16 protein-coding genes are annotated in these 22,003 nt (G+C 64.5%); 5 read left to right on the top strand and 11 right to left on the bottom strand.

The features are described 5' to 3' along the window. Nucleotides 1-67: 67 nt before the first annotated feature. The 6 genes from BMI89_RS06415 to BMI89_RS06390 form a co-directional block, all read right to left on the bottom strand. A complete protein-coding gene (locus tag BMI89_RS06415) occupies nucleotides 68-469 on the bottom strand; it encodes a F0F1 ATP synthase subunit epsilon (RefSeq protein WP_078519400.1) in 402 nt (133 codons plus the stop codon). Nucleotides 470-478: 9 nt separating this feature from the next. Beyond that, nucleotides 479-1,897 carry a F0F1 ATP synthase subunit beta gene (gene atpD / locus BMI89_RS06410; RefSeq protein WP_078570273.1) on the bottom strand — a complete coding sequence of 473 codons (1,419 nt, stop codon included), beginning with the start codon at nucleotides 1,895-1,897 and terminating at the stop codon, nucleotides 479-481. Nucleotides 1,898-1,918: 21 nt separating this feature from the next. Further along, the gene (locus BMI89_RS06405; RefSeq protein ID WP_078570272.1) at nucleotides 1,919-2,797 is read right to left on the bottom strand and encodes a F0F1 ATP synthase subunit gamma; all 879 of its coding nucleotides are present in this window, start codon (nucleotides 2,795-2,797) and stop codon (nucleotides 1,919-1,921) included. A 21-nt stretch (nucleotides 2,798-2,818) separates the two neighbouring features. After that, nucleotides 2,819-4,348 (bottom strand): F0F1 ATP synthase subunit alpha, encoded by a 1,530-nt coding sequence (gene atpA / locus BMI89_RS06400; protein ID WP_078570271.1) that lies wholly within the window; start codon nucleotides 4,346-4,348, stop codon nucleotides 2,819-2,821. After that, on the bottom strand, nucleotides 4,349-4,909 hold the full coding sequence (locus BMI89_RS06395; RefSeq protein WP_078519403.1) for a F0F1 ATP synthase subunit delta: 561 nt from the start codon (nucleotides 4,907-4,909) through the stop codon (nucleotides 4,349-4,351). A 401-nt stretch (nucleotides 4,910-5,310) separates the two neighbouring features. Next, entirely contained in the window at nucleotides 5,311-6,069 is a 759-nt protein-coding gene (locus tag BMI89_RS06390; RefSeq protein ID WP_078570270.1) for a methyltransferase domain-containing protein, read from the bottom strand. Nucleotides 6,070-6,131: 62 nt separating this feature from the next. Between BMI89_RS06390 and gloB the strand changes: the two genes are divergently transcribed. After that, nucleotides 6,132-6,902, top strand: a complete 771-nt coding sequence (gene gloB / locus BMI89_RS06385) for a hydroxyacylglutathione hydrolase (RefSeq protein ID WP_078570269.1) — start codon at nucleotides 6,132-6,134, stop codon at nucleotides 6,900-6,902. A gap of 3 nt (nucleotides 6,903-6,905) precedes the next feature. Here the strand turns inward: gloB and BMI89_RS06380 are convergent, their stop codons facing one another. The 3 genes from BMI89_RS06380 to BMI89_RS06370 form a co-directional block, all read right to left on the bottom strand. Next, nucleotides 6,906-7,538, bottom strand: coding sequence for a LysE family translocator (locus tag BMI89_RS06380; protein WP_078570268.1), 633 nt, complete (start codon nucleotides 7,536-7,538; stop codon nucleotides 6,906-6,908). 62 nt (nucleotides 7,539-7,600) lie between these two features. Then, nucleotides 7,601-9,400 (bottom strand): tetratricopeptide repeat-containing sulfotransferase family protein, encoded by a 1,800-nt coding sequence (locus BMI89_RS06375; RefSeq protein WP_168176776.1) that lies wholly within the window; start codon nucleotides 9,398-9,400, stop codon nucleotides 7,601-7,603. 193 nt (nucleotides 9,401-9,593) lie between these two features. Then, entirely contained in the window at nucleotides 9,594-11,387 is a 1,794-nt protein-coding gene (locus BMI89_RS06370) for a sulfotransferase (protein ID WP_078570266.1), read from the bottom strand. 156 nt (nucleotides 11,388-11,543) lie between these two features. On the opposite strand from BMI89_RS06370, the gene BMI89_RS06365 reads away from it, so the two are divergent. The 3 genes from BMI89_RS06365 (at nucleotide 11,544) to BMI89_RS06355 (ending at nucleotide 16,489) form a co-directional block, all read left to right on the top strand. Beyond that, nucleotides 11,544-12,929, top strand: coding sequence for an HPP family protein (locus BMI89_RS06365; protein ID WP_078570265.1), 1,386 nt, complete (start codon nucleotides 11,544-11,546; stop codon nucleotides 12,927-12,929). Nucleotides 12,930-13,190: 261 nt separating this feature from the next. Then, nucleotides 13,191-15,509, top strand: a complete 2,319-nt coding sequence (clpA, locus tag BMI89_RS06360) for an ATP-dependent Clp protease ATP-binding subunit ClpA (protein WP_078519409.1) — start codon at nucleotides 13,191-13,193, stop codon at nucleotides 15,507-15,509. A gap of 95 nt (nucleotides 15,510-15,604) precedes the next feature. Continuing rightward, nucleotides 15,605-16,489 carry a M23 family metallopeptidase gene (locus BMI89_RS06355; protein ID WP_246831975.1) on the top strand — a complete coding sequence of 295 codons (885 nt, stop codon included), beginning with the start codon at nucleotides 15,605-15,607 and terminating at the stop codon, nucleotides 16,487-16,489. Between the two features lie 3 nt (nucleotides 16,490-16,492). Here the strand turns inward: BMI89_RS06355 and BMI89_RS06350 are convergent, their stop codons facing one another. Further along, nucleotides 16,493-18,373 carry a sodium:proton antiporter gene (locus BMI89_RS06350; protein ID WP_078570263.1) on the bottom strand — a complete coding sequence of 627 codons (1,881 nt, stop codon included), beginning with the start codon at nucleotides 18,371-18,373 and terminating at the stop codon, nucleotides 16,493-16,495. A gap of 284 nt (nucleotides 18,374-18,657) precedes the next feature. On the opposite strand from BMI89_RS06350, the gene BMI89_RS06345 reads away from it, so the two are divergent. Next, nucleotides 18,658-20,241 carry a DEAD/DEAH box helicase gene (locus tag BMI89_RS06345; protein WP_078570262.1) on the top strand — a complete coding sequence of 528 codons (1,584 nt, stop codon included), beginning with the start codon at nucleotides 18,658-18,660 and terminating at the stop codon, nucleotides 20,239-20,241. Between the two features lie 135 nt (nucleotides 20,242-20,376). Here the strand turns inward: BMI89_RS06345 and BMI89_RS06340 are convergent, their stop codons facing one another. Further along, nucleotides 20,377-21,999, bottom strand: coding sequence for a ribonuclease J (locus tag BMI89_RS06340; protein WP_078570495.1), 1,623 nt, complete (start codon nucleotides 21,997-21,999; stop codon nucleotides 20,377-20,379). Nucleotides 22,000-22,003 lie beyond the last annotated feature (4 nt).

The raw sequence follows: 22,003 nt of genomic DNA, 5'->3' as shown, positions 1-22,003 counted from the left end.
ACCGCAACTGCGGACAATAAAAAGCCCCGGAAAATCCGGGGCTTCTTAAATCTTTTCGCGAGAGGTCTCAGCTCAGCATATGCGAGCCAAGGGCCTCCATGTCAGCCAGCAGCTTCGCGGTCATGTCGGCCACCGAAGGATGCGCCTCGTCATGGACGCGGCGGGCTTCCTCGATCAGGCGATCGTGGACCTCCTTGGTGAACTCTTCCGCGGGCAGCGAACGCTCGGCCAGAACCGTGATCCCCTCGGGGGTGATCTCGGCGAAGCCACCCGTCACCGCGTAGCTCTGGGTTTCCGACCGCGTCACCATCGTCAGCTTGCCGGGACGCAGCGTGGTCAGCATCGGCGCGTGGCCGGGCATGACCGTGAGGTCACCATCCGCACCAGGCACCATGACCTCGACCGCCGCCTCTTCCGAGGCCAGCTTGCGCTCGGGCGCAACGAGATCGAATTGCATCGTGTCGGCCATAATGCCTCCTTACGCCGCAGCGGCGAGTTTCTCGGCTTTCGCTTTCACGTCCTCGATGCCGCCAACCATGTAGAAGGCTGCTTCGGGCAGGTGATCGTATTCGCCTGCAACAACCGCCTTGAACGACTCGATGGTGTCTTCGAGCGGAACCTGAACGCCGTCCGAACCGGTGAACACTTTCGCAACGTCGAAGGGCTGCGAGAGGAAACGCTGGATCTTACGGGCACGTGCCACGGTCAGCTTATCCTCTTCGGACAGTTCGTCCATGCCGAGGATGGCGATGATGTCCTGCAGAGCCTTGTAGCGCTGGAGGATCTCCTGCACCTGACGGGCGACCTTGTAGTGCTCTTCGCCGACGATGCCCGGATCGAGGATACGCGAGGACGAGTCCAGCGGGTCCACAGCCGGGTAGATGCCGAGTTCCGAGATCGCACGCGACAGAACGGTCGTGGCGTCAAGGTGGGCGAAGGTGGTGGCCGGAGCCGGGTCGGTAAGGTCATCCGCGGGCACGTAGACGGCCTGGATCGAGGTGATCGAGCCAGCTTTCGTCGAGGTGATGCGTTCCTGCATCGCGCCCATGTCGGTGGCCAGCGTCGGCTGGTAGCCCACTGCCGAGGGGATACGGCCCAGAAGTGCCGACACCTCGGAACCTGCCTGCGTGAAGCGGAAGATGTTGTCCACGAAGAACAGAACGTCGGTACCCGACTGGTCGCGGAACTGCTCTGCCAGGGTCAGACCGGTCAGAGCGACACGCGCACGCGCACCCGGAGGCTCGTTCATCTGGCCGTAGACCAGAGCCACCTGCGAGCTCGACAGATCGTCGGGCTTGATGACGTTGGATTCGATCATCTCGTGGTAGAGGTCGTTCCCTTCACGGGTCCGCTCGCCCACGCCGGCGAACACGGAGTAGCCCGAGTGCACCTTCGCGATGTTGTTGATCAGCTCCATGATCAGAACGGTCTTGCCGACGCCAGCGCCGCCGAACAGGCCGATCTTACCACCCTTGGAGTAAGGTGCGAGCAGGTCGATGACCTTGATGCCGGTCACGAGGATTTCCGAAGCGGTCGCCTGGCTCTCGAAGTTCGGCGCGGGCTGGTGGATGGCGCGGGTCTCGTCCGATTCCACGGGGCCCTTCTCGTCCACGGGCTCGCCGATCACGTTCAGGATGCGGCCGAGGGTGGCGTTGCCGACCGGCACCGAGATCGGCTTGCCGGTGTCTTTCACTTCGGCGCCGCGCACGAGACCTTCGGTCGCGTCCATTGCGATGGTGCGCACCGAGTTTTCGCCGAGGTGCTGAGCCACTTCGAGAACGAGGCGCTTGCCGTTGTTCTCGGTTTCCAGCGCGTTGAGGATCGCAGGCAGCTCGCCGTCGAACTGCACGTCGACGACGGCGCCGATGACCTGGGTCACTTTACCATTGCTTGCCATGTCTGTCTTTCTCCGGTTCCGTCAGAGCGCCTCGGCGCCCGAAATGATTTCGATGAGTTCCTTGGTGATCGCGGCCTGGCGCGTGCGGTTGTATTCGATCGTCAGCTTGTCGATCATATCGCCCGCATTGCGCGTCGCAGAGTCCATCGCAGACATCCGCGCACCTTGTTCCGAGGCACCGTTTTCCAGCAGAGCCGTGAAGATCTGCGTGGCGACCCCGCGCGGCAGCAGATCCTCGAGGATTTGCGTCTCGCTGGGTTCGTAGTCGTAATTGACGCTCGGCGTTTCTTCGCCCTCTTCCGGTTCATAGGAAGCGGGGATGATCTGCTTCGCGGTCGGGCGCTGCGCGATCACGCTCTCGAAGATCGAGAAGAAGATCGTCGCGACGTCGAACTCGCCATTGTCGAAGCGACCGATCAGGTCGCGGGCGATCTTCTGCGCGTCGTCATAGCTCAGGCGCTTGACGTCGCTCAGATCGACGTGGCCGATGAAGTACTCGCCGTATTCACGGCGCAGCGCATCGCGGCCTTTCTTGCCGACGGTGAGAATCTTCACCTCTTTGCCCTCGGCCAGCAGCTTGTCAGCCGTCTGGCGCGCGAGCTTCGCAATATTGGCGTTGAAGCCACCGCACAGGCCGCGTTCGGCGGTCATGACCACCAGAAGCTGCACCTTGTCCGAGCCGGTCCCCGAGAGCAGGCGCGGCGCATTGTCCGATCCCTGCACCGAGCCCGCGAGCCCGGCCATCACGGCATGCATCCGTTCGGCATAGGGGCGCGCGGCCTCCGCCGCCTCTTGGGCGCGGCGGAGTTTCGCGGCGGCGACCATTTGCATCGCCTTGGTGATCTTCCGCGTGTTCTTGACGCTTCCGATCCGGTTTTTAAGGTCCTTAAGGCTGGGCATGTCCCTGTCCTTTCAGGCCAATCACGCGTAGGTCTTGGCGAATTCGTCGATAGCGGCTTTCAGCTTGTCGGCCGCGTCACCCTTGATCTTCGGATCCTCGTTCGTGAGCCAGTCGAGGATGTCCGTGCGCGAGTTGCGCAGGTAATCCAGAAGACCCTGTTCGAACTTGCCGACCTCGGAAACCGGGATGCTATCGAGGAAGCCGTTGGTGCCGGCGAAGATGACGGCCACGATTTCCGCGTTGGTGAGCGGCGAATACTGCGGCTGTTTCATCAGCTCGGTCAGGCGCGCACCACGGTTCAGCAGCTTCTGAGTAGCGGCGTCGAGATCCGAGCCGAACTGAGCGAAGGCCGCCATTTCGCGATACTGTGCCAGTTCCAGCTTAACCGGGCCTGCCACGGTCTTCATCGAGTTCGTCTGAGCCGACGAGCCAACGCGCGACACCGACAGACCGGTGTTCACGGCGGGACGGATACCTTGGTAGAACAGTTCCGTCTCGAGGAAGATCTGACCGTCGGTGATCGAGATCACGTTGGTCGGGATGAAGGCCGACACGTCGCCGCCCTGGGTTTCGATGACCGGCAGAGCGGTCAGCGAACCGGCGCCGAAGTCTTCGTTCAGCTTCGCCGAACGCTCCAGCAGGCGGGAGTGCAGGTAGAACACGTCGCCCGGGTAGGCTTCGCGGCCCGGCGGGCGACGCAGAAGCAGCGACATCTGACGATAAGCGACAGCCTGCTTCGAGAGGTCATCATAGATGATCAGCGCGTGCATGCCGTTGTCGCGGAAGTATTCCGCCATCGCGGTCGCGGTGTAGGGCGCGAGGTACTGCATCGGCGCGGGGTCCGACGCGGTCGCGGCGATCACGGTGGTGTATTCGATCGCACCGGTCTCTTCGAGCTTCTTCACCAGCTGCGCCACGGTCGAGCGCTTCTGGCCGATCGCGACGTAGAAGCAGTGCAGCTTGTTGGACGGATCAGCGTCGTTATACGACTTCTGGTTCAGAATGGTGTCGAGCGCGATTGCGGTCTTACCGGTCTGACGGTCGCCAATGATCAGCTCGCGCTGGCCACGGCCGATCGGGATCATAGCGTCAACCGACTTGAGGCCGGTCGCCATCGGCTCGTGAACCGATTTACGCGGGATGATGCCCGGAGCTTTCACGTCGGCGACGCGACGCTCTTTCGCTTCGATGGCGCCTTTGCCGTCGAGCGCGTTGCCGAGACCGTCGACCACGCGGCCGAGCAGCGCTTCACCGACCGGCACGTCCACGATGGAGTTCGTGCGCTTGACGGTGTCGCCTTCTTTAATGTCTTGGTCCGAACCGAAGATCACGACACCGACGTTGTCGGTCTCGAGGTTCAGTGCCATCCCGCGGATACCACCGGGGAATTCAACCATCTCACCGGCCTGGACGTTGTCGAGCCCGTAGACGCGCGCGATACCGTCGCCAACCGACAGCACGCGACCGACTTCGGCCACTTGGGCGTCCTGCCCGAAATTCTTGATCTGCTCCTTGAGGATCGCAGAAATCTCAGCTGCTTGGATGCCCATTTATCCGACCTCTTTCATGGCGTTCTTGAGAGAAGCGAGCTTCGAACGGATCGACGTGTCGACCATGCGCGAGCCCAGCTTTACGATCATGCCACCGATGAGGCTTTCATCGACGGCGGTGTTCAGTTTGACGGTCTTGCCCGTCTGGTTTTTCAGCACTTCGGCGAGCTTCTTGGCCTGTGCGGCGCTGAGCTTGCTGGCCGAGGTGACATCTGCGGTCACTTCGCCCTTCTCGTCCGCGATCAGGTCCGACAGCGCCTTGAGCAGCTGCGGCAGCACGAAGAGACGACGCTTGGCGCCCATCAGCTGCAGGCCGTTCTTCATCGGGTCCGACAGGCCCATCTTGCCTGCCAGAGCGCCGATTGCGGCTGCCTGCTGGTCGCGCGTGTAGACCGGCGATGCAATCACCTCACGCAGCTCGTCAGAGCCAGCCAGCGCCTCCGACAGCGCGGAGACATCGGCTTCGAGCGCGGCGAGGGCATTTGCTTCGCGCGAGAGTTCAAAAATGGCCAGCGCATAGCGGCCGGCGATGCTTGCGGAAATCGAAGCTGGTTCGGACACGTCCACCCTTCCGATGCGTTTTGCCCCGACCCGGAACAGGCCTTGGGGCGCTCCCCCGGCGCGCTTGAGACATGCCCTCCGCGCCGCTTATCGGGGAGGTCACTAGCAGAGCAATCCCCCCCTCGCAACCATCTTGAGCACGAGAATGTGAGCAGAAGGCCTCCAATCTGCCCTTCGTCGCGGGAAGGTGACAGGGAGGGGAGGATTTTGTGGGCGCTAACAGGAATTTGGACCGGTTGGTCACGGAACGCCGCGCGGGGGTGATTCACCTCAATACGCGTTGGCAGTTCGATAATTATCCGCCTCCCGCGACGGAACACATGAGAGTTGCGCGACGGGCGGTACGCGAACGTGATTGTTGCGTCTCGACTGTTTTTCCCGCGGGAGGCATTAACTCCCTGTCAGGCCGGGTCCGTCGCCGGTTTTACCGCCCCTTCGAGAATCGACAGCGGTTTGCGGACCCGCGCGCCGAGGCCGGAATCATGGCGCGCATGGACCTGCTTGGAGACTTCGAGCATCACCACGCCCGCCGCCAGCACGCCCGCTGCCTTGGTGCCCAGCCGTTCCCACATCGCGGCCGAGCGCAGCCAGAAGCGGCGATGGCTCGGCGGGATGTAGAGCGCGCCGGTATGGCGCTCGGGCACGAAGCCGGACCGCCGTGCGAGCTGGTCGAGCTGTCCCAGCGTGTAGGGCTTGCCGAAACCGAAGGGCGTGGTTTCGCGCGGCGCCCAGAGCCCGGCGCGGTTCGGCACGATGAACAGCGCCCTGCCCCCCGGCCCCAGCACCCGCCAGCATTCCTGCATCAAGGCCTCGGAATTGTCGGAGGTCTCGAGCCCATGGATCACGATCAACCGATCCACCCGGCCCGTCTCGAGCGGCCAGCGTGCCTCGTCGCACAGGACCGAGACATTGGGCATCCCCGCAGGCCACGGCATCACGCCCTGCTCGGCCGGCATCAGCCCGATCACCCGGCGCGCAGGCTCGAGGTACGGGCGCAGCAGCGGCACAGCGAAGCCGTAGCCCGCCACTGTCTGCCCCGTCATCTGCGGCCCCGTCGCGGGCCACATCGAAACAACGCGATCCCGGATTGCCCGCTGCGCCGCACGGCCTAGCTGGGTCCGGTAGTAGAAATTCCGCAGGTCGAGTACGTCGAGATGCATTGCGCCTTTCGCTTCCTTCGGCTTACCTATGTTGCAAGATAATCAAAGCGGTAGAAAACACCATGGCCGTTGAGCTTCTCATCATTCCCTGTCTCGCCGACAACTATGCTTATGTCGTGCACGAGGCGGCGACGGACACAACCACCGTGATCGACGTTCCCGAAGCGCCGCCCATTCTCAAGGCGCTGAACGAACGGGGCTGGAAAGCGAATCTGATCCTGCTGACGCATCATCACGCCGATCACATCGATGGCGTTCAGGCGCTGTCGGCGGCGACGGGGGCCAAAATCGTCGGGGCCAAGGCGGATGCGCATCGCCTTCCCAAGCTCGATCAGGAGGTTTCGCCCGGCGAAAAGCTCGCGATCGGGATGGAGCATGTCGAGGTTCTGCCCGCCGATGGGCATACGGTCGGCCATATCGCCTATTACTTCCCCGAAGGTGGTCTGCTGTTTTCCGGCGACAGCCTGATGAGCTGGGGCTGCGGGCGTCTCTTCGAGGGTTCGGCGCAGCAGATGTATGACACGCTCGCCGCGTTCTGCGAGCTGCCCGACGATACGCTGGTCTGTTCGGGGCACGAATATACCGAGGCGAATGGCCGCTTTGCGCTGTCGATCGAGCCGGAGAACCCGAATCTGCTGGACCGGATGGAGGACGTTCGCGCGACCCGCGCGCAAGCCCGGCCCACCGTTCCGGTAGAACTCGCACTGGAAAAGGCCACCAACCCGTTTCTGCGCGGCGACGATCCGAAACTGCGCGCGGCGCTCGGCCTGCCCGAAAGCGCGACGCCCGTCGAAGTCTTCACCGAAGCCCGCGCCCGCAAGGACCGGTTCTGAGCCTCACCGTCGCGCGTCGCGCAGCACGCTCAGCGCCAGCGCGGCGAGCACCGTCCCCATCGCCCAGCGCTGCACCCGCATCCAGAGCGGACGCGTCGCGAGGAATTGCGCCAATGCGCCGGCGCCCATCACGATTGCAGCATTTACGCCCACCGAGATGACGATCTGCACCGCGCCCAGCGCCAGTGACTGCGCCAGCACCGATCCCGCCGCGGGGTCGATGAATTGCGGCAGCAGCGAAAGATACATCACCGCGATCTTCGGATTGAGGAGGTTGGTGACGAAGCCCATCGCGAACAGCTTGCGCGGCCCGTCGACCGGCAGATCGCGGGTCTCGAAGGCCGAGCGCCCGCCCGGCCGCACCGCCTGCCATGCCAGCCAAAGCAGATAGAGCGCCCCGGCCATCCGCAGCGCGTCATAGGCATAAGGCACGGCGAGCACGATCGCAGTGATCCCGAAGGCCGCACAGAGCATGTAGAAGACAAAACCCAGCGCCACCCCACCCAGTGAGACCAGACCCGCGCCGCGCCCCTGACAGATCGTGCGCGAGACCAGATAGATCATGTTCGGACCGGGGCTCAGCACCATGGCAAGCGCCACGGCACCGAAAGCGAGGAGATGGGACAGGTCGGGCATCGGAGGGCTTTCTCAGTGGTCCGTGCAGATTAAAGCGGCGCCTGCGCGCCGCAAGCCCGCGCTCAGGCGAGCTTCGCGAAAGCCCCCTCGAGATGGGGCGCGTATTTCTCCCAGTCCTGCGAGCTGCCTTTGTAGATCGGCTTGCGCACCTGCGTGTTCGACGTGGTCGCGACCGTGCGGGCGTTGTCCTGAGGGCGCAGGCAGGCATCCTCCCAAGGCAGCCCGAGCGCCTCGATCAACGCACGGCTGCGCGCCTCAGGGTCTTCCGTCAGCGCCTCGTAGTCGCAATCGACAATCGTGCCGGGCTGCACCGCCCAATGCGCCATCAGATCGCGATAGAGCCCGTGATAGGCTACGAGATCGTCGAGATCATGCGCGTAGCCATTCCCCGCGCTGGAAAAGAAGTTGCGATAGATCGACCAGAGCGTCGCGCGCGGATCACGATGGACATGGACGATCAGCGCGCGCGGAAACAGCGCCCGGATCGCGCCGATCCAGCGGAAATTGAGCGGCATCTTGTCGGTCACGAAGGGCTTGCCTTCGGCCAGCCCGGCGAGCGTCTCGTAATAGGCGGCGCGGATGCGCCCCGCCTCCCGGGTCAGGGCCTCCGGGTCGCTCCAGTCGAGCGCGCTCATCTCGCGATCGAGCGTGGCGATTTCATCACCGGGCGCGACCTGACTGTGCTGGGTGACGATCTGCTCGACCAGCGTCGTGCCCGAACGCGGCAGGCCCAGCAGGAAGATCGGCACCGGAGCAGCCCGGTCAGCCTCGGTCTCGGGGATCGGCGGGTGGGGCGTGTCAAAACGCCTGCGCAGCTGCGAAAAGAGCTTGCGATCCTGCGCGATACCGTAGCCTAGCTCTACTTTGCGGCTTGCATTGGCCGAACGCCAGAGCTCAAAGGCCCGGTCCGTGCTGCCCACATCATGCAGCGCCTTAGCGAGAGCAAATTCGAGCAACATCTGATCATGCTCCGAATGGCCTTCCGCCGCGACCTGCGTTTCGAGTTGTGAAAGCAGCGGATCATCTGGCGCGAAACGATGCAGGCGCGAGAGGTTCCACCAGGCCTCGGCATACCTCGGGTCAGCGGCCAGCGCCGCCTCGAACCGCACCTGCGCCCCGACCATGTCGCCTTCGGCAAGCAGTATATTGCCAAGATTGTTCAGCGCAAAAACATGGCTCGGATCGATCGACAGGCCCTTTTCCAAGCGGGCTCGCGCCTCGGCGAAATCGCCCTGTGACCGCATCAGATTGCCGAGATTGTTGAGTATATTCACATCGCTCGAGGTCGCTTCCACCGCGGCCTCGAAGCATTTGCGCGCTTCGGTATGCCGCCCGAGCGCGAGCAGAGCATTCCCCTCATTGTTCAGCGCGACCGGATCGCCCGGACGCAGCGCCAACACGCGCTCGAACTCGGCGATTGCCTGTTCGTGCTCGCCCAGTTCCATCAGCTCATTGCCCAGATTGCCGTGCGTGTCGGCGTGATCAGGACGCAAGGCGATCAGGCGGCGATAGGTCCCGGCCGCCCCGGCGTGGTCCCCCAGCGCCCCCTGCCCCGCCGCGCGGAATTCGAGCAACAGTATGGTGTCAGGATGGATCCGCAGCGCGCGGTTCGCCTGGTCGACCAGCTCGCGATTGCGCCCAGTCTGCATCAGCCCCATCAACTGCTGAACCAGCGCGCGCGGCGGCCCCGCAGCGGGTCTCGCCTTACTGGCCTGCTCCAGCGCCTCAAGCCCCGCTTTCGCGCGCTTGTTGCCGGGAAAGCGCCCGAGCACTTCGCGGTAAAGCGCCTCGGCCTGCGCAATTTCCCCGCGCTTCGCGTGACCACGCGCAGCAAGCAGCATCTTCTCGACGGACACGGCCATTGGCATTCACTCGCAAAATCGCCCACCCGAACATCGCGAGCGCCACGCCATCACGAGCACGGCAGAGGACCTACCGCAGCGCACTCGCAAGGGGCACCTAAGGAAAGAAAACGAGACCGCTCGGGAATCGGGGGAGGCTTACCTAAGGACACTCACAATTTAGTGAGCCTCCCGGAAGGCGCAACCCCACGGCTCAATCGAGCTTCGCGAACGCCGACTCCAGATAGGGCGCGTATTTCTCCCAAGCCTGCGAGCTGCCCTTGTAGATCGGCTTGACCACCTGATCGCGCGAGGCGGTGCGCGCGATGCGCTTGTTGTCCTGCGGACGCAGGCAAGCCTCGTCGAAGGGCAATTCGAGATAATCGATCAGCGCGCGGATTTCCGTCTCCGGGTTCTCCACGAGCTGTTCGTAGTTCAGATCGTAGATCGTCTCGCCGAAGAGCGTTTTCCAATGCGCGGAAAGGTCCTGATGCAGTGCCCGATAGTCCACGAGATCGTCGAGGCTATGGGCGTAGGCATTGCCGTCGGACGCGAAATTCAACCGGTAGATCGACCAGATCACGGCGCGCGGGTCGCGTTGCAGATGAACGATCTTGGCGTCAGGGAATAGCGCGCGAATTGGTCCGACCCAGCGGAAGTTTAGTGGCATCTTGTCGGTCACGAAGGGCGCGCCGTTGGCATGCGCGCGCAGCGCCTCACGATATTCTGCGCGGATTTCGTCCGCCTTTGCACGGAAGTCCTCAGAGTTCGTCCAGTCAAGTCTGGACATCGCACCGCCCAGTTCAGTCATTTCACCGCCCGGCGCGACCATCGGATGAGCGCTCACAATCTGTTCGGTCAGGGTCGTGCCGGAGCGCGGCAGGCCGACGATGAAGATCGGCGCGGGACCATCTTGCGGCGCCTCAGAGATCGCGGCGGGCGCAGCCGGGAAGGCCTGCTTGATTTGCGCGAACAGCGTCTCGTCCTGCTCAATCGTGTAGCCCACCAGATTTTTGCGCCGCGCGTTGCCGCGCGCGTAGAAAGCAAAAGATTTTTCGGTATTGCCGATATCCTCGTAGGCTTTTCCGAGCGCGAATTCGAGCTTAACCCGTAGCCTATCGTGATGCTCCGGCGCCTCGAGCAGGGCTTCAAGACGCGCGACGATAGGGTCGCCTTCGGAAATACGCGTCGTCATGATCAGGGAGGCGATCGTCTCGACATCATCCGGATTGATCGCAAGCGAGCGATTGTAATAGTCAACCGCGCCGGGCTTGTCGCCATGCTCATGTCGCACATCGCCCATCGTCTTCAGAGCCCTATAATTGTCGGGCAATTTCCTGAGCACTTCGGACAGATGACGTTCCGCTTCCTGCGTCTTCTTGCTCAGGACCAAAACGTTGGCGAGGTTAAGCTCCGCCTCGACGAAATCGGGCGCGGCCTCGTGAGCGGCGCGATACATCTCGAGTGACTCTTGTTGCTCCCCAGCGCGGCGCTTGGCATTGCCGATATTGTTTAGCGCAACCGCGTCACCGGGGCGCAACTCCAGAACGCGCTCAAACTCGGCCACGGCCTCGTCGTCGCGGTTCAGCGCCATCAACTCGTTGCCGTAGCTGCCATGCGCGTCGGGCGCGTCGGGGAACATGCCCACCAGTTCGCGATAAAGCGCCGCCGCGCCCTCGTGATCGCCCAGAGCCGAGAGCGCCGCTGCACGGACCTCCATCGCGACCGGCGCACGCGGGAATTGCTTGAGAACGCGGGCGGCGGCCTCGGCGGCCTCACGGTCGCGGCCCGACTTCTTCAGCCCGAAGAGCTGATCGATCACCGGGCGCGGCGGGTTCATCGGGCGGGTCGCGCGCGACTGCGCGATCTCGGCCAGCCCGGCCTGCGCTCGCTTGTTGCCGGGAAACCTTGCCAGCACCTCGCGATAAAGCGCCTCGGCCTCGGCGTAGGCTCCGCTTTTCGCGTGCGTCTTCGCCGCGCGCAACGTCTTGTCTATCGGTCCGGCCATCGCGCTCTCCCCGTTTTCGTCCCGCCTGAGAATTCGCGTGCGACCATAGACGCGCCGCGCGTGAAGGCAAGACGTCAGACGCCCATCGTCACCCCCCGCGCTTGCATCCGCGCGTGCCAGGCGCGATACCTGACGCAAGTTAACCCCAGCGAACCGATGCCGATCTCACACCTGCCCAAGAATGTCCGCCGCCAGTTGCGCCGCTTTGGTCCCTCCATGGGGCGCAGGCCCGCGGTCGACATTCTGCGCGGCGCGGTGGGCGCGGGCGTGGCGATCCTCGCCGTGACCTTCCTTGTGGCCACCCTGCCCCATTCGCGACAGGCCGGGATCTACCTCGTCTCCAGCTTCGCCTCGATGGCGGTGCTGTTGTTCGTTTTGCCGAATTCGCCTCTGGCGCAGCCATGGTCCGCGATGATGGGGATGATGATCTCCGCCGTGGTGCCGGTCGCGGTGCTGATGGTGACGCCGCCGCCCTATGCGGACGGGCTGGCGGTCGGCGGGTCGATCGCGGCGATGATGGCGGCGCGCGCGCTGCATCCGCCTGCGGCCGGGATCGCGCTGTTGGTAGTTTTGGAACACGAGGCGGGACGTCGGCTCGGCTTCGATTTCGCGATCTTCCCGATCGCGGTGATGACCGTGCTGATGATCGGGTTCGCGATGCTCTGGAACCGGCTGTTCGGCATTTCCTACCCGACGCGCCCGCTCGCCTATCACCCGGCCCATGTCGGACGCGCGCGCGGCCCGGCCCGCTCGCTGAGCCAGCGCGACCTGTCGAACCTTCTGGTCGAGTTCAACCAATCCGCCAATATGGACCCGGCCGATCTGGCGCGGCTGATGGCGGTGGCCGAACACCGCGCCGCCGAGTCCCTTCTCGCCGACACCCATGTCCGCGATCTGATGACGCAGAACCCCGTCACCGTCAGCCCCGAAGCGCCGCTGTCTGAGATCGTGCGCAAGATGACCGCGCTCAACGTGCACACGCTGCCGGTGGTCGATAATTCCGGCTATTATCTGGGCGTGGTCGATCAGCACGACGCGCTCGATGAGCTGTTCAAGGAATTCGACATCCTGCGCCGCCCCTTGCGCTTTCGCGCGGCCCCGCCCGAGGCAGAGGTCCGCGCGATCTTCCATACCGATATCGAGACGGTCGAGGGCGATACGCCGGTGGGCGAATTGCTCGAACGGCTGGCCCGGCGCGAGGCGCGCGTCGTGCCGGTGACCGAAAGCGGACGGCTCGTCGGGATCCTGACCCGGACCGACATCATGGCGCTGCTGCTGGAACATTCGCCCGCGGCCCATACCGAGGCGGAGCTCGACGAGGAAGTCGAGGACGACGAAGAGGACGATACCTCCGCTGAGGAGCCCTCATCCAAATCGCCGCCCGCCGCACGCGGTGACGACACGCCTGCGCGCGCGGGCAACACTGACCCTGAAGAGGCCGAACTGGCGGCGGAATTGCACCAAAGCACCGCGCGCCGTCCGCCGGTCTATGAGGACACGCAATACGACACCGCTGAAAGCCGCGGCGAGTCGCCCAAGTAACCGGCAATACGCTTGAACGCGCGAAAACCCTCCCCATATGGGAGAGGTCACACGCAACCCCCCAAGATATTGCGCGCCTCATCGGTATCCCTGCACCGTCGCGCCCGTTAAATGACCGTTTTTTCCGCACGAATCGGAGTCTGGTCGGATTTTGGGCATGAAAAGACTTGAAGCGCGGCGATTTCCACCGAACTTTAATCTTATAGGGCAACACTAGGCTGGGTATCCTCCCGCGCCGCCCTCCGAGGAAAGGAGCAGATAATGCCGTCGTTTTCCAATACGCTCGAACAGGCAATCCACGGGGCGCTGGCGCTCGCCAATGCCCGAAAGCATGAACTCGCGACGCTAGAACACCTGCTCCTCGCCTTGATCGACGAGCCGGACGCCGCGCGAGTGATGAAGGCCTGCGCCGTCGACACCGACGAATTGCGCCAGACCTTGGTGGAGTTCATCGACGATGAGCTGTCCACCCTCGTGACCGAAATCGAAGGTTCGGAAGCCGTGCCGACCGCGGCCTTCCAGCGCGTGATCCAGCGCGCAGCCATCCATGTCCAAAGCTCGGGCCGCTCGGAAGTGACCGGGGCCAATGTGCTCGTCGCGATCTTCGCGGAACGCGAAAGCAACGCCGCCTACTTCCTGCAAGAGCAGGACATGACCCGCTACGACGCGGTGAACTTCATCGCGCATGGCGTGGCGAAGGACCCCGAGTTCGGCGAGACGCGCCCGGTGTCGGGTGCCGAGGAAGAGGCCAAGGCCGAAGGCGCGACCCAGGCCGAAGCCAAGGATTCCGCGCTCGAGAAATACTGCGTGAACCTCAATGCGAAATCCGAGAAGGGCGATGTCGACCCGCTGATCGGGCGTGAGCACGAGGTGGAGCGCTGCATTCAGGTGCTTTGCCGCCGCCGCAAGAACAACCCGCTTCTGGTGGGCGATCCCGGCGTGGGCAAGACCGCAATCGCGGAAGGCCTCGCGCTGAAGATCACGCGCGGCGAAACCCCGGAGATTCTCGCCAATTCGACGATCTACTCGCTCGATATGGGCGCCCTGCTCGCGGGCACCCGCTATCGCGGTGACTTCGAGGAGCGCCTGAAGGCCGTGGTGAAGGAGCTTGAAGAGCATCCCGACGCGATCCTCTTCATCGACGAGATTCACACCGTGATCGGGGCTGGCGCGACCTCGGGTGGCGCGATGGACGCGTCCAACCTCCTGAAGCCCGCGCTTCAGGGCGGCAAGCTGCGCACCATGGGCTCCACCACCTACAAGGAGTTCCGTCAGCATTTCGAGAAGGACCGCGCGCTGAGCCGCCGGTTCCAGAAGATCGACGTGAACGAGCCGTCGGTGCCGGATTCCATCAAAATCCTGATGGGTCTGAAGCCCTATTTCGAGAAGCACCACGACATTCGCTACACCAATGACGCCATCAAGACGGCGGTGGAGCTGTCGGCGCGCTATGTCCATGACCGCAAGCTGCCCGACAAGGCGATCGACGTGATCGACGAGGCGGGCGCGGCCCAGCATCTCGTGGCCGAAAGCAAGCGGCGCAAGACCATCGGCCCGAAAGAGATCGAGGCGGTCGTCGCCAAGATCGCGCGGATCCCGCCGAAATCGGTCTCGAAGGACGATGCCGAGGTGCTCAAGGATCTCGAGAAGTCCCTCAAGCGCGTCGTGTTCGGTCAGGACAAGGCGATCGAGACGCTCTCCTCCGCGATCAAGCTGGCCCGTGCGGGTCTGCGCGAGCCGGAGAAGCCGATCGGCAACTACCTCTTCGCGGGTCCGACCGGCGTCGGCAAGACCGAGGTCGCCAAGCAGCTCGCCGATACGCTCGGCGTGGAACTGATGCGCTTCGACATGTCGGAATACATGGAGAAACACGCCGTCTCGCGTCTGATCGGTGCGCCTCCGGGCTATGTCGGCTTCGATCAGGGCGGCATGCTGACCGACAGCGTCGACCAGCACCCGCATTGCGTGCTGCTGCTCGACGAGATCGAAAAGGCCCACCCGGACGTCTACAACATCCTGCTGCAGGTGATGGATCACGGGAAGCTCACCGACCATAACGGCCGGACCGTCGACTTCCGCAATGTGATCCTGATCATGACCTCGAATGCGGGCGCCGCCGAACAGGCGAAGACCGCAATCGGCTTCGGGCGCGATCGGCGCGAGGGCGAGGATACGGCCGCGATCGAGCGGACCTTCACGCCCGAGTTCCGCAACCGTCTGGACGCGGTGGTCAGCTTCGCGCCGCTGCCGCGCGAGGTGATCTTGCAGGTGGTCGACAAGTTCGTGCTGCAACTCGAAGCGCAGCTGATCGACCGCAACGTCCATATCGAGCTCACCCCGGCTGCCGCGAACTGGCTCGCCGAGAAGGGCTACGACGACAAGATGGGCGCGCGTCCGCTGGGCCGGGTCATTCAGGAGCATATCAAGAAGCCGCTCGCCGAAGAGCTGCTCTTCGGGAAGCTGACCAAGGGCGGCGTCGCCAAGGTCTCGATCAAGGACGACAAGATCGTCATCAAGGTCGAGGAACCGGGCAAGAAGCGGATCTCCGGCTCCAAGCCGCGCCTGCTGACCGCCGAATGATCTAGACCGTGCTCCGCGCGGTATTGATAAGCCTTCTCGTCCCGGCCGTGCCCTGCATGGCCGGGACTTTTCTATCCGACGCGCCGAAGTTGGAGATGCCGGTCGAGTGCACGCTTGGCCAAGACTGCTACATCCAGAACTACGTCGACCGCGACCCCGGCCCCGGCGCGCGCGATGCGGGCTGCGGCTGGCTGACCTATGACGGGCACAAGGGCACCGATTTCGCACTGCTGACCGAAGCGCAGATGCAGGCGGGCGTGCAGGTGATCGCCGCCGCCCCGGGCCGGGTGATCGCCACCCGCGACGGCGAGCCCGACGGGGCTTATGTCGACGGTCAGACGGCTGCAGGCAAAGAATGCGGAAACGGGATCGTCATCGATCTCGGACACGGCTGGCAGACCCAATATTGCCACCTGCGCGAAGGCTCCATTTCCGTAAACCGGGGCGACCGGGTAAAAGCCGGCGAACCGCTCGGCCTCGTCGGGCAATCGGGCCAAGCGGAATTCCCGCATCTGCATCTCTCGCTGCGCCACGAGGACACCGTAGTTGACCCGTTCGACCCTGACATGCAGGACGCCTGCGCCAGCGATGCGACGCAAACGCTCTGGACCGCCCCGATCACCTATCGGCCGAGCGGTTGGCTCGAGGCCGGGTTCAGCGCCGCGCCGCCACGCTTCGAGACAGTCTTGGCTGGCGCCCCCCTGTCCCCGCCCAGCGACACCGCACCCGCGCTTGTCTTGTGGGGCTACGGCTTCGGCCTGCGAACTGGGGACACGATCGGGTTCGAGATCACCGGCCCGAACGGGATTAGCATCGACACGACCAGCGAGGTCGACACGTCAAAAGCCCGGTTCTTCCGCTATGTCGGCAAGAAAGCCCCGCCGGGCGGATGGCCGAAAGGGCGCTACGACGGCCAGATCACGCTCAGCCGCGACGGCGCGGTGATCGCCCGTCGAACCCTCACCGCCCGGATCGACTAGCCCTCACGGAATCCGCGCGGCAGGCCCCGGCTGACCCGAGGGCTTCTCCCCGGCCTTGGCCTTCTGCGTGGTCTCTTCCTCGAAGGCCTCGGGCGGCAGGAGCGAGATCAACCGCCCGCCCGGCTCGACCTTCATCTCGGCCGGATCGATCACGAAGCGCAGATCGCCGCTTTTCGCCACGACCATCACGGGCTTCGCCTTGGGCCGTTTCTCACGCCACTGGGTCAGCGTGTATTCCTCGGTGATCCGGGTGACGCGGAAACGCCATCCCTCGGACAGCAGCTTCTCCCAATTCTCCAGCGTCCGCCCCTCGCCAAAGCGCCGCCCGCCCAGTTGCGTCGGCAGCGCGTGACGCTCGCGGTCGTCCTTCTGGCGCGGCACCTGCCAGACCTTGTCGCGGCCCAGCTCGGGCGCGAGATCGGTCGCGACGAGCGTGTTGTAGGCGTCGTTATCTGTGGCGGCGAGCAGGGTCGAATAGGCCATCAGCTCGACCTTGTCCTCCGCCGCCTCGCCCAGAATGTCGCCGTAGAAGGTCTTGAGCCCATTGGCGCGCGGGCGGATCAAATGGGCGTGGTTCGGGTCGGTGATCAGCACCGGCACCTCGGCCTTGTTCAGCGTCTCGGCCAGCGCCGTGGTGAAGCGCGAGCCGCCCACGATCAGCAGGCCCGGCTTGTCGGCATTGGCGAGCCCCAGCTTCCGCGCGAGCGGCGCCAGCGTGAAGCCGTGCACGATCACCGTCACCAGCACCAGCACGAAGGCCAGCGGCCCGATCCGCAACCCGTCCGCGACGCCGATCTCGGCCAGACGCTGCCCGAAGAGGCCCGCCACCGCGACCAGCACCACCCCCCGCGGGCCGGTAAAGGCGATCAGCAGCCGTTCGTTGCGCGGCAGTGCTGTGCCGATCAGCGAGATCAGCACCGTCAGCGGCCGCGCCACCAGCACCACGAGAATAACGAAGAGGAGCGCGTGCCAATCGAGGGCGGCAAGCTGGTCGATCTCGATATTCGCGGCGAGCAGGATGAACACGCCCGAGACCAGCAGCACCGTCGCATGCTCCTTGAAACGGCGCAGTTCCTCGTAGGACGGCAGGTCGGCATTGCCGATCACCAGCCCCATCACGGTGACCGCCAGCAGCCCGCTTTCATGCAGCACGTGATCCGTCACCGCGAAGGTGCCCAGAAGCGTCGCGAAGAGCACCGGCACCTTCATGAATTCCGGCACCCACCCGCGCGAGAAGCTGCGCGCGATGCCCCAGCCGATCGCGCCGCCGATCGCGGCCGCAAAGCCGATACCGAGCGCGAGATGCCACACCGCCTCGCCCATCGGCAAGTTGGAGCGCAGCGTGAACACCACCTCGAAGGCCAGAACCGCCGCCAGCGCGCCGATCGGATCGTTCACGATGGCTTCCCATTGCAGCAGACGCGCGGGGCGGCGGGCAAGTTTCGCCGTACGCAGAAGCGGCGCGATCACCGTGGGGCCGGTCACGACCATGATCCCGCCGAAAACAGCCGCGCTTTCCCAGCTGAGCCCCGCGCCCCAAACAAGCGCGAGCACCGATAGGAACCAACCCAGAGGTGCGCCGATGAAGACCAGCCGCCGTACCCCGGTTTTCGCGTCGCCCAAGCGGTGGAAATCGAGCGAGAATCCCCCCTCGAACAGGATCACCGCCACCGCGAGCGCGATCAACGGACTGAGCAAGTCGCCAAAATCCCGGCTCGGGTTCAAAAGCCCCGTCGCGGGCCCCGCGATGAGCCCTGCGACCAGCATGATCACGATGGCGGGCAGGCGCAGGCGCCAGGCCAGCCATTGCGCGCCCACGCCGCACACACCCACCAGCGCAAAGGCCAATACCGGGCCGAGACCCGCCGATTCCGCGATTGCCATACCTGTCCCTCGTCACGCTTCCGGATCAAACCCCGTTCAGGAGGTCAGGTTCCGTGCCCTTTTGCAAGAGGCCGAATATCGCGCAGGACCGCGCTATGTTCCGCGCGCAGCCCCGGGTCACCCCCTGAAAAGATTGACCTTTGCGTCGCAATCCGGTAGGGCGCAATCAAGCTCCGTAATCCGGCGGAGCTTCTCCTGGGCGCCCGGTTCCTCAAGCGCCCGATAGCGGCCCCGCCCGATGCGGGTCGCGACAGGACGCGATCAAAGGTAAACCAAGGAAACCCATGACTAAATTCACTGATCTGAAGCTGGACCCGAAGGTCCTTTCCGCCGTTGTCGACGCTGGCTACGAAGAGCCCACGCCCATTCAGGCTGGCGCAATTCCGCCCGCGCTCGAAGGCAAGGACGTGCTCGGCATCGCGCAGACCGGGACCGGCAAGACCGCCAGCTTCACCCTGCCGATGCTGACGCTGCTGCGTCGGGGCCGCGCCCGCGCCCGGATGCCGCGCTCGCTCGTGCTCTGCCCGACGCGCGAACTGGCAGCCCAGGTCGCCGAGAACTTCGACCTCTACGCCAAGAACACCAAGCTGACCCGCGCTCTGCTGATCGGCGGCGTGTCCTTCGGCGAGCAGGACAAGCTGATCGACAAGGGCGTCGACGTGCTGATCGCGACGCCGGGCCGCCTGCTCGACCATTTCGAGCGTGGCAAACTGATCCTGACCGACGTGAAGGTCATGGTCGTCGACGAAGCCGACCGGATGCTCGACATGGGCTTCATCCCGGATATCGAGCGCATCTTCCAGCTGACGCCGTTCACGCGCCAGACGCTGTTCTTCTCGGCCACGATGGCCCCTGAGATCGAGCGGATCACCAACACCTTCCTGCATGCGCCGACGCGGGTCGAAGTTGCGCGTCAGGCGACCACCGGTGCGAACATCACCCAGAAGCTGATCCAGATCGAACCGGCGCGCCGCGACCAGACGGCCAAGGCCAAGCGCGAATTGCTGCGCGCGGTAATCTCGGCCGAGGGCGAGGCCTGCACCAATGCGATCGTCTTCTGCAACCGCAAGGTCGACGTCGATATCGTCGCCAAGAGCTTGCAGAAATACGGCTTCGACGCCGCCCCGATCCATGGCGACCTCGACCAGAGCCAGCGCACGCGCACGCTCGAGAATTTCCGCGATGGTAAGCTCAAGCTGCTGATCGCCTCCGACGTGGCCGCGCGCGGTCTCGACGTGCCCTCGGTGAGCCACGTCTTCAACTACGACCTGCCGATGCATGCCGAGGATTACGTCCACCGGATCGGCCGCACGGGTCGCGCGGGCCGCAAGGGCACGGCGATCTCGATCGCGGTCCCGTCGGACGAGAAGTTCCTTGGCCAGATCGAAAGCCTCGTCGAGCAGGAAATCCCGCGCGCCGAGCCGCCGGAAGATTTCGAGCTGTCCGAAGGCGCGAAGCAACCGGCGCGCAAGCGCGAAGACGCCAAGGGCGGTCGTTCGCGCGGCGGGCGCAGCCGGGATCGTGGCGGGCGTGGGTCGAAACGCGACCAGCGCAGCGAAGAGACGCAGCAGCCGCAAGGCGCCGCGCCGCAGGAGCAGCAGGAGCAAGAGCAGGCCCCCAAGAAGGCCGAGGTTCAGCCCGAAGAGGCGCGTAGCGAAGCCCCCGAGGCCGCGAGCGCTCCGAAGCCGCAATCGCGCAGCCAATCCTCCGACGAGGGCGGTAATGCCCGCCGGTCGCGCGGTGGCCGCAACCGCCGCGAGCGCGACAACGAAGTCGTGGGCATGGGCGATCACGTTCCGGACTTCCTCACCGTCTCCTTCCGCCCCGGCGCGGTTGAGGAGACCGCCGAGGACAAAGCGGACAGCTGACGCTTTCGTATTGGTAAAAATATCCCCGCCGGAGGCTTCCTCCGGCGGGGTTTTTCTTTGTCTTTAGGGATGGCGCGCGCCCCTGCCCGCCTGCGCCTAGGGCGATCCGCGCCCTTCACAGGCGCGGAGCCACGCTCACTCGGTCAGGCGGCTGGTGACGACGATCACTTCGGGCTTCTTGCCGATCTCTTCCATCGAGACCTGACGTGCGATGCGACGCAGGCCCTCGTCGATCTTGTCGTCATTTTTGAGGACTTTGATCGAAGCGCGTTCGAGATATTGCGTCATCTCGTCTTCGATCGTCTCGGCCAGCGGCGCGCCCGAGCGGCCCAGTTTCGGCAGGCCGTTCAGCTCGACCCAGGGCTCGCCCAGGGGCTGGTCTTCCTCGTCGAGGATCAGGGTCACGAGGCACAGCCCGTTCAGCGCCATGCGCATCCGGTCCCGCACCACGCCATCCATCGCGCCGATCTGCACCGAACCGTCGAGATAGGTGCGGCCCGCTTCGATATATTCGACGACTTTCGGCGACTTGCCGGTCAGGTCGATCATCGTGCCGTTCGTCGCGACTTCTGACGCGATGCCCTTATCCGAGGCCAGCTTCGCGTGTTCGCGCAGGTGGCGATGCTCGCCATGCATCGGGATCAGCATCTTCGGCGCGAGCAGTTCATGGACCGCTTCCAGATCGGGGCGGTTCGCATGGCCCGAGACGTGATAGAGCCCGCCGTGATCGTCCACCACGTCGACGCCCATCTCCGAGAACGCGTTCATGATGCGGATCACGCCGCGCTCGTTGCCCGGGATCGTCTTCGAGGAGAACAGGAACGTGTCGCCCTCTTTCAGCTCGAGACCCAGATATTTGCCTCGGCTCAGCTGAGCCGAGGCCGCGCGGCGCTCGCCCTGAGAACCGGTCACGATCAGCATCAGGTTCTGGCGCGGCACGTCGCTCGCCTCTTCCGCCGAGATCGTGCCGGGCATGCCCTTGAGCACCCCGGTTTCTTCCGCGACCGACACCATACGCTTCATCGCGCGGCCAAGCAGACAGACCGAGCGGCCCGCAGCCTTGCCCGCCTCGGCGAGCGTCTTCAGGCGCGCGACATTCGAGGCGAAGGTCGTCGCGACGACCATGCCGGTTTGGGCGCGGATCAGTTCCGAGATCGGCTCGGCCAGCGTGGCCTCCGACCGACCGGGCAGCGGCGAGAAGACATTCGTGGAATCGCTCACCAGAACTTTCACACCGTCGCCTTCCTTGGCGATGGCATGCCACATCTCGGGCTCGAAGGGCTCGCCCACGATCGGGTTGCCGTCGAGCTTGAAATCGCCCGTATGGACGACGCGGCCCGCGGGCGTGTCGATGATGAGGCCGGAGCTTTCGGGGATCGAGTGCGAGATCGGCACGAACTGCACCTTGAACGGACCTGCCTCGATCACCTTCGGGCGCGGCTCGACGATCTGAATCGTCTCGGGCGGGATGCCCGCCTCTTCCAGCTTCAGCTGACCGATGCGGCCGGTGAAGGCGCGCGCATAGACCGGCTTGCGCAGCTTGTTCCAGACATGGGGCAGCGCGCCGATATGGTCTTCATGGGCGTGGGTGATGAAGATCGCGTCGATCCGGTCGGCATTCGCTTCCAGCCATTCGAGATCGGCGAAGATCAGATCGACGCCGGGCGTGCCGTCCATATCCGGGAAAGTCACGCCCAGATCGACAACGATCAGCCGCTCTTTCCCCTCTGGGCCGTAGCCGTACACATAGGCGTTCATGCCG

It is taken from the genome of Thioclava sp. F36-7 (assembly GCF_002020075.1).
GTDB classification, from domain to species: domain Bacteria; phylum Pseudomonadota; class Alphaproteobacteria; order Rhodobacterales; family Rhodobacteraceae; genus Thioclava; species Thioclava sediminum.
This window is presented reverse-complemented; position numbering and strand designations above follow the sequence as displayed.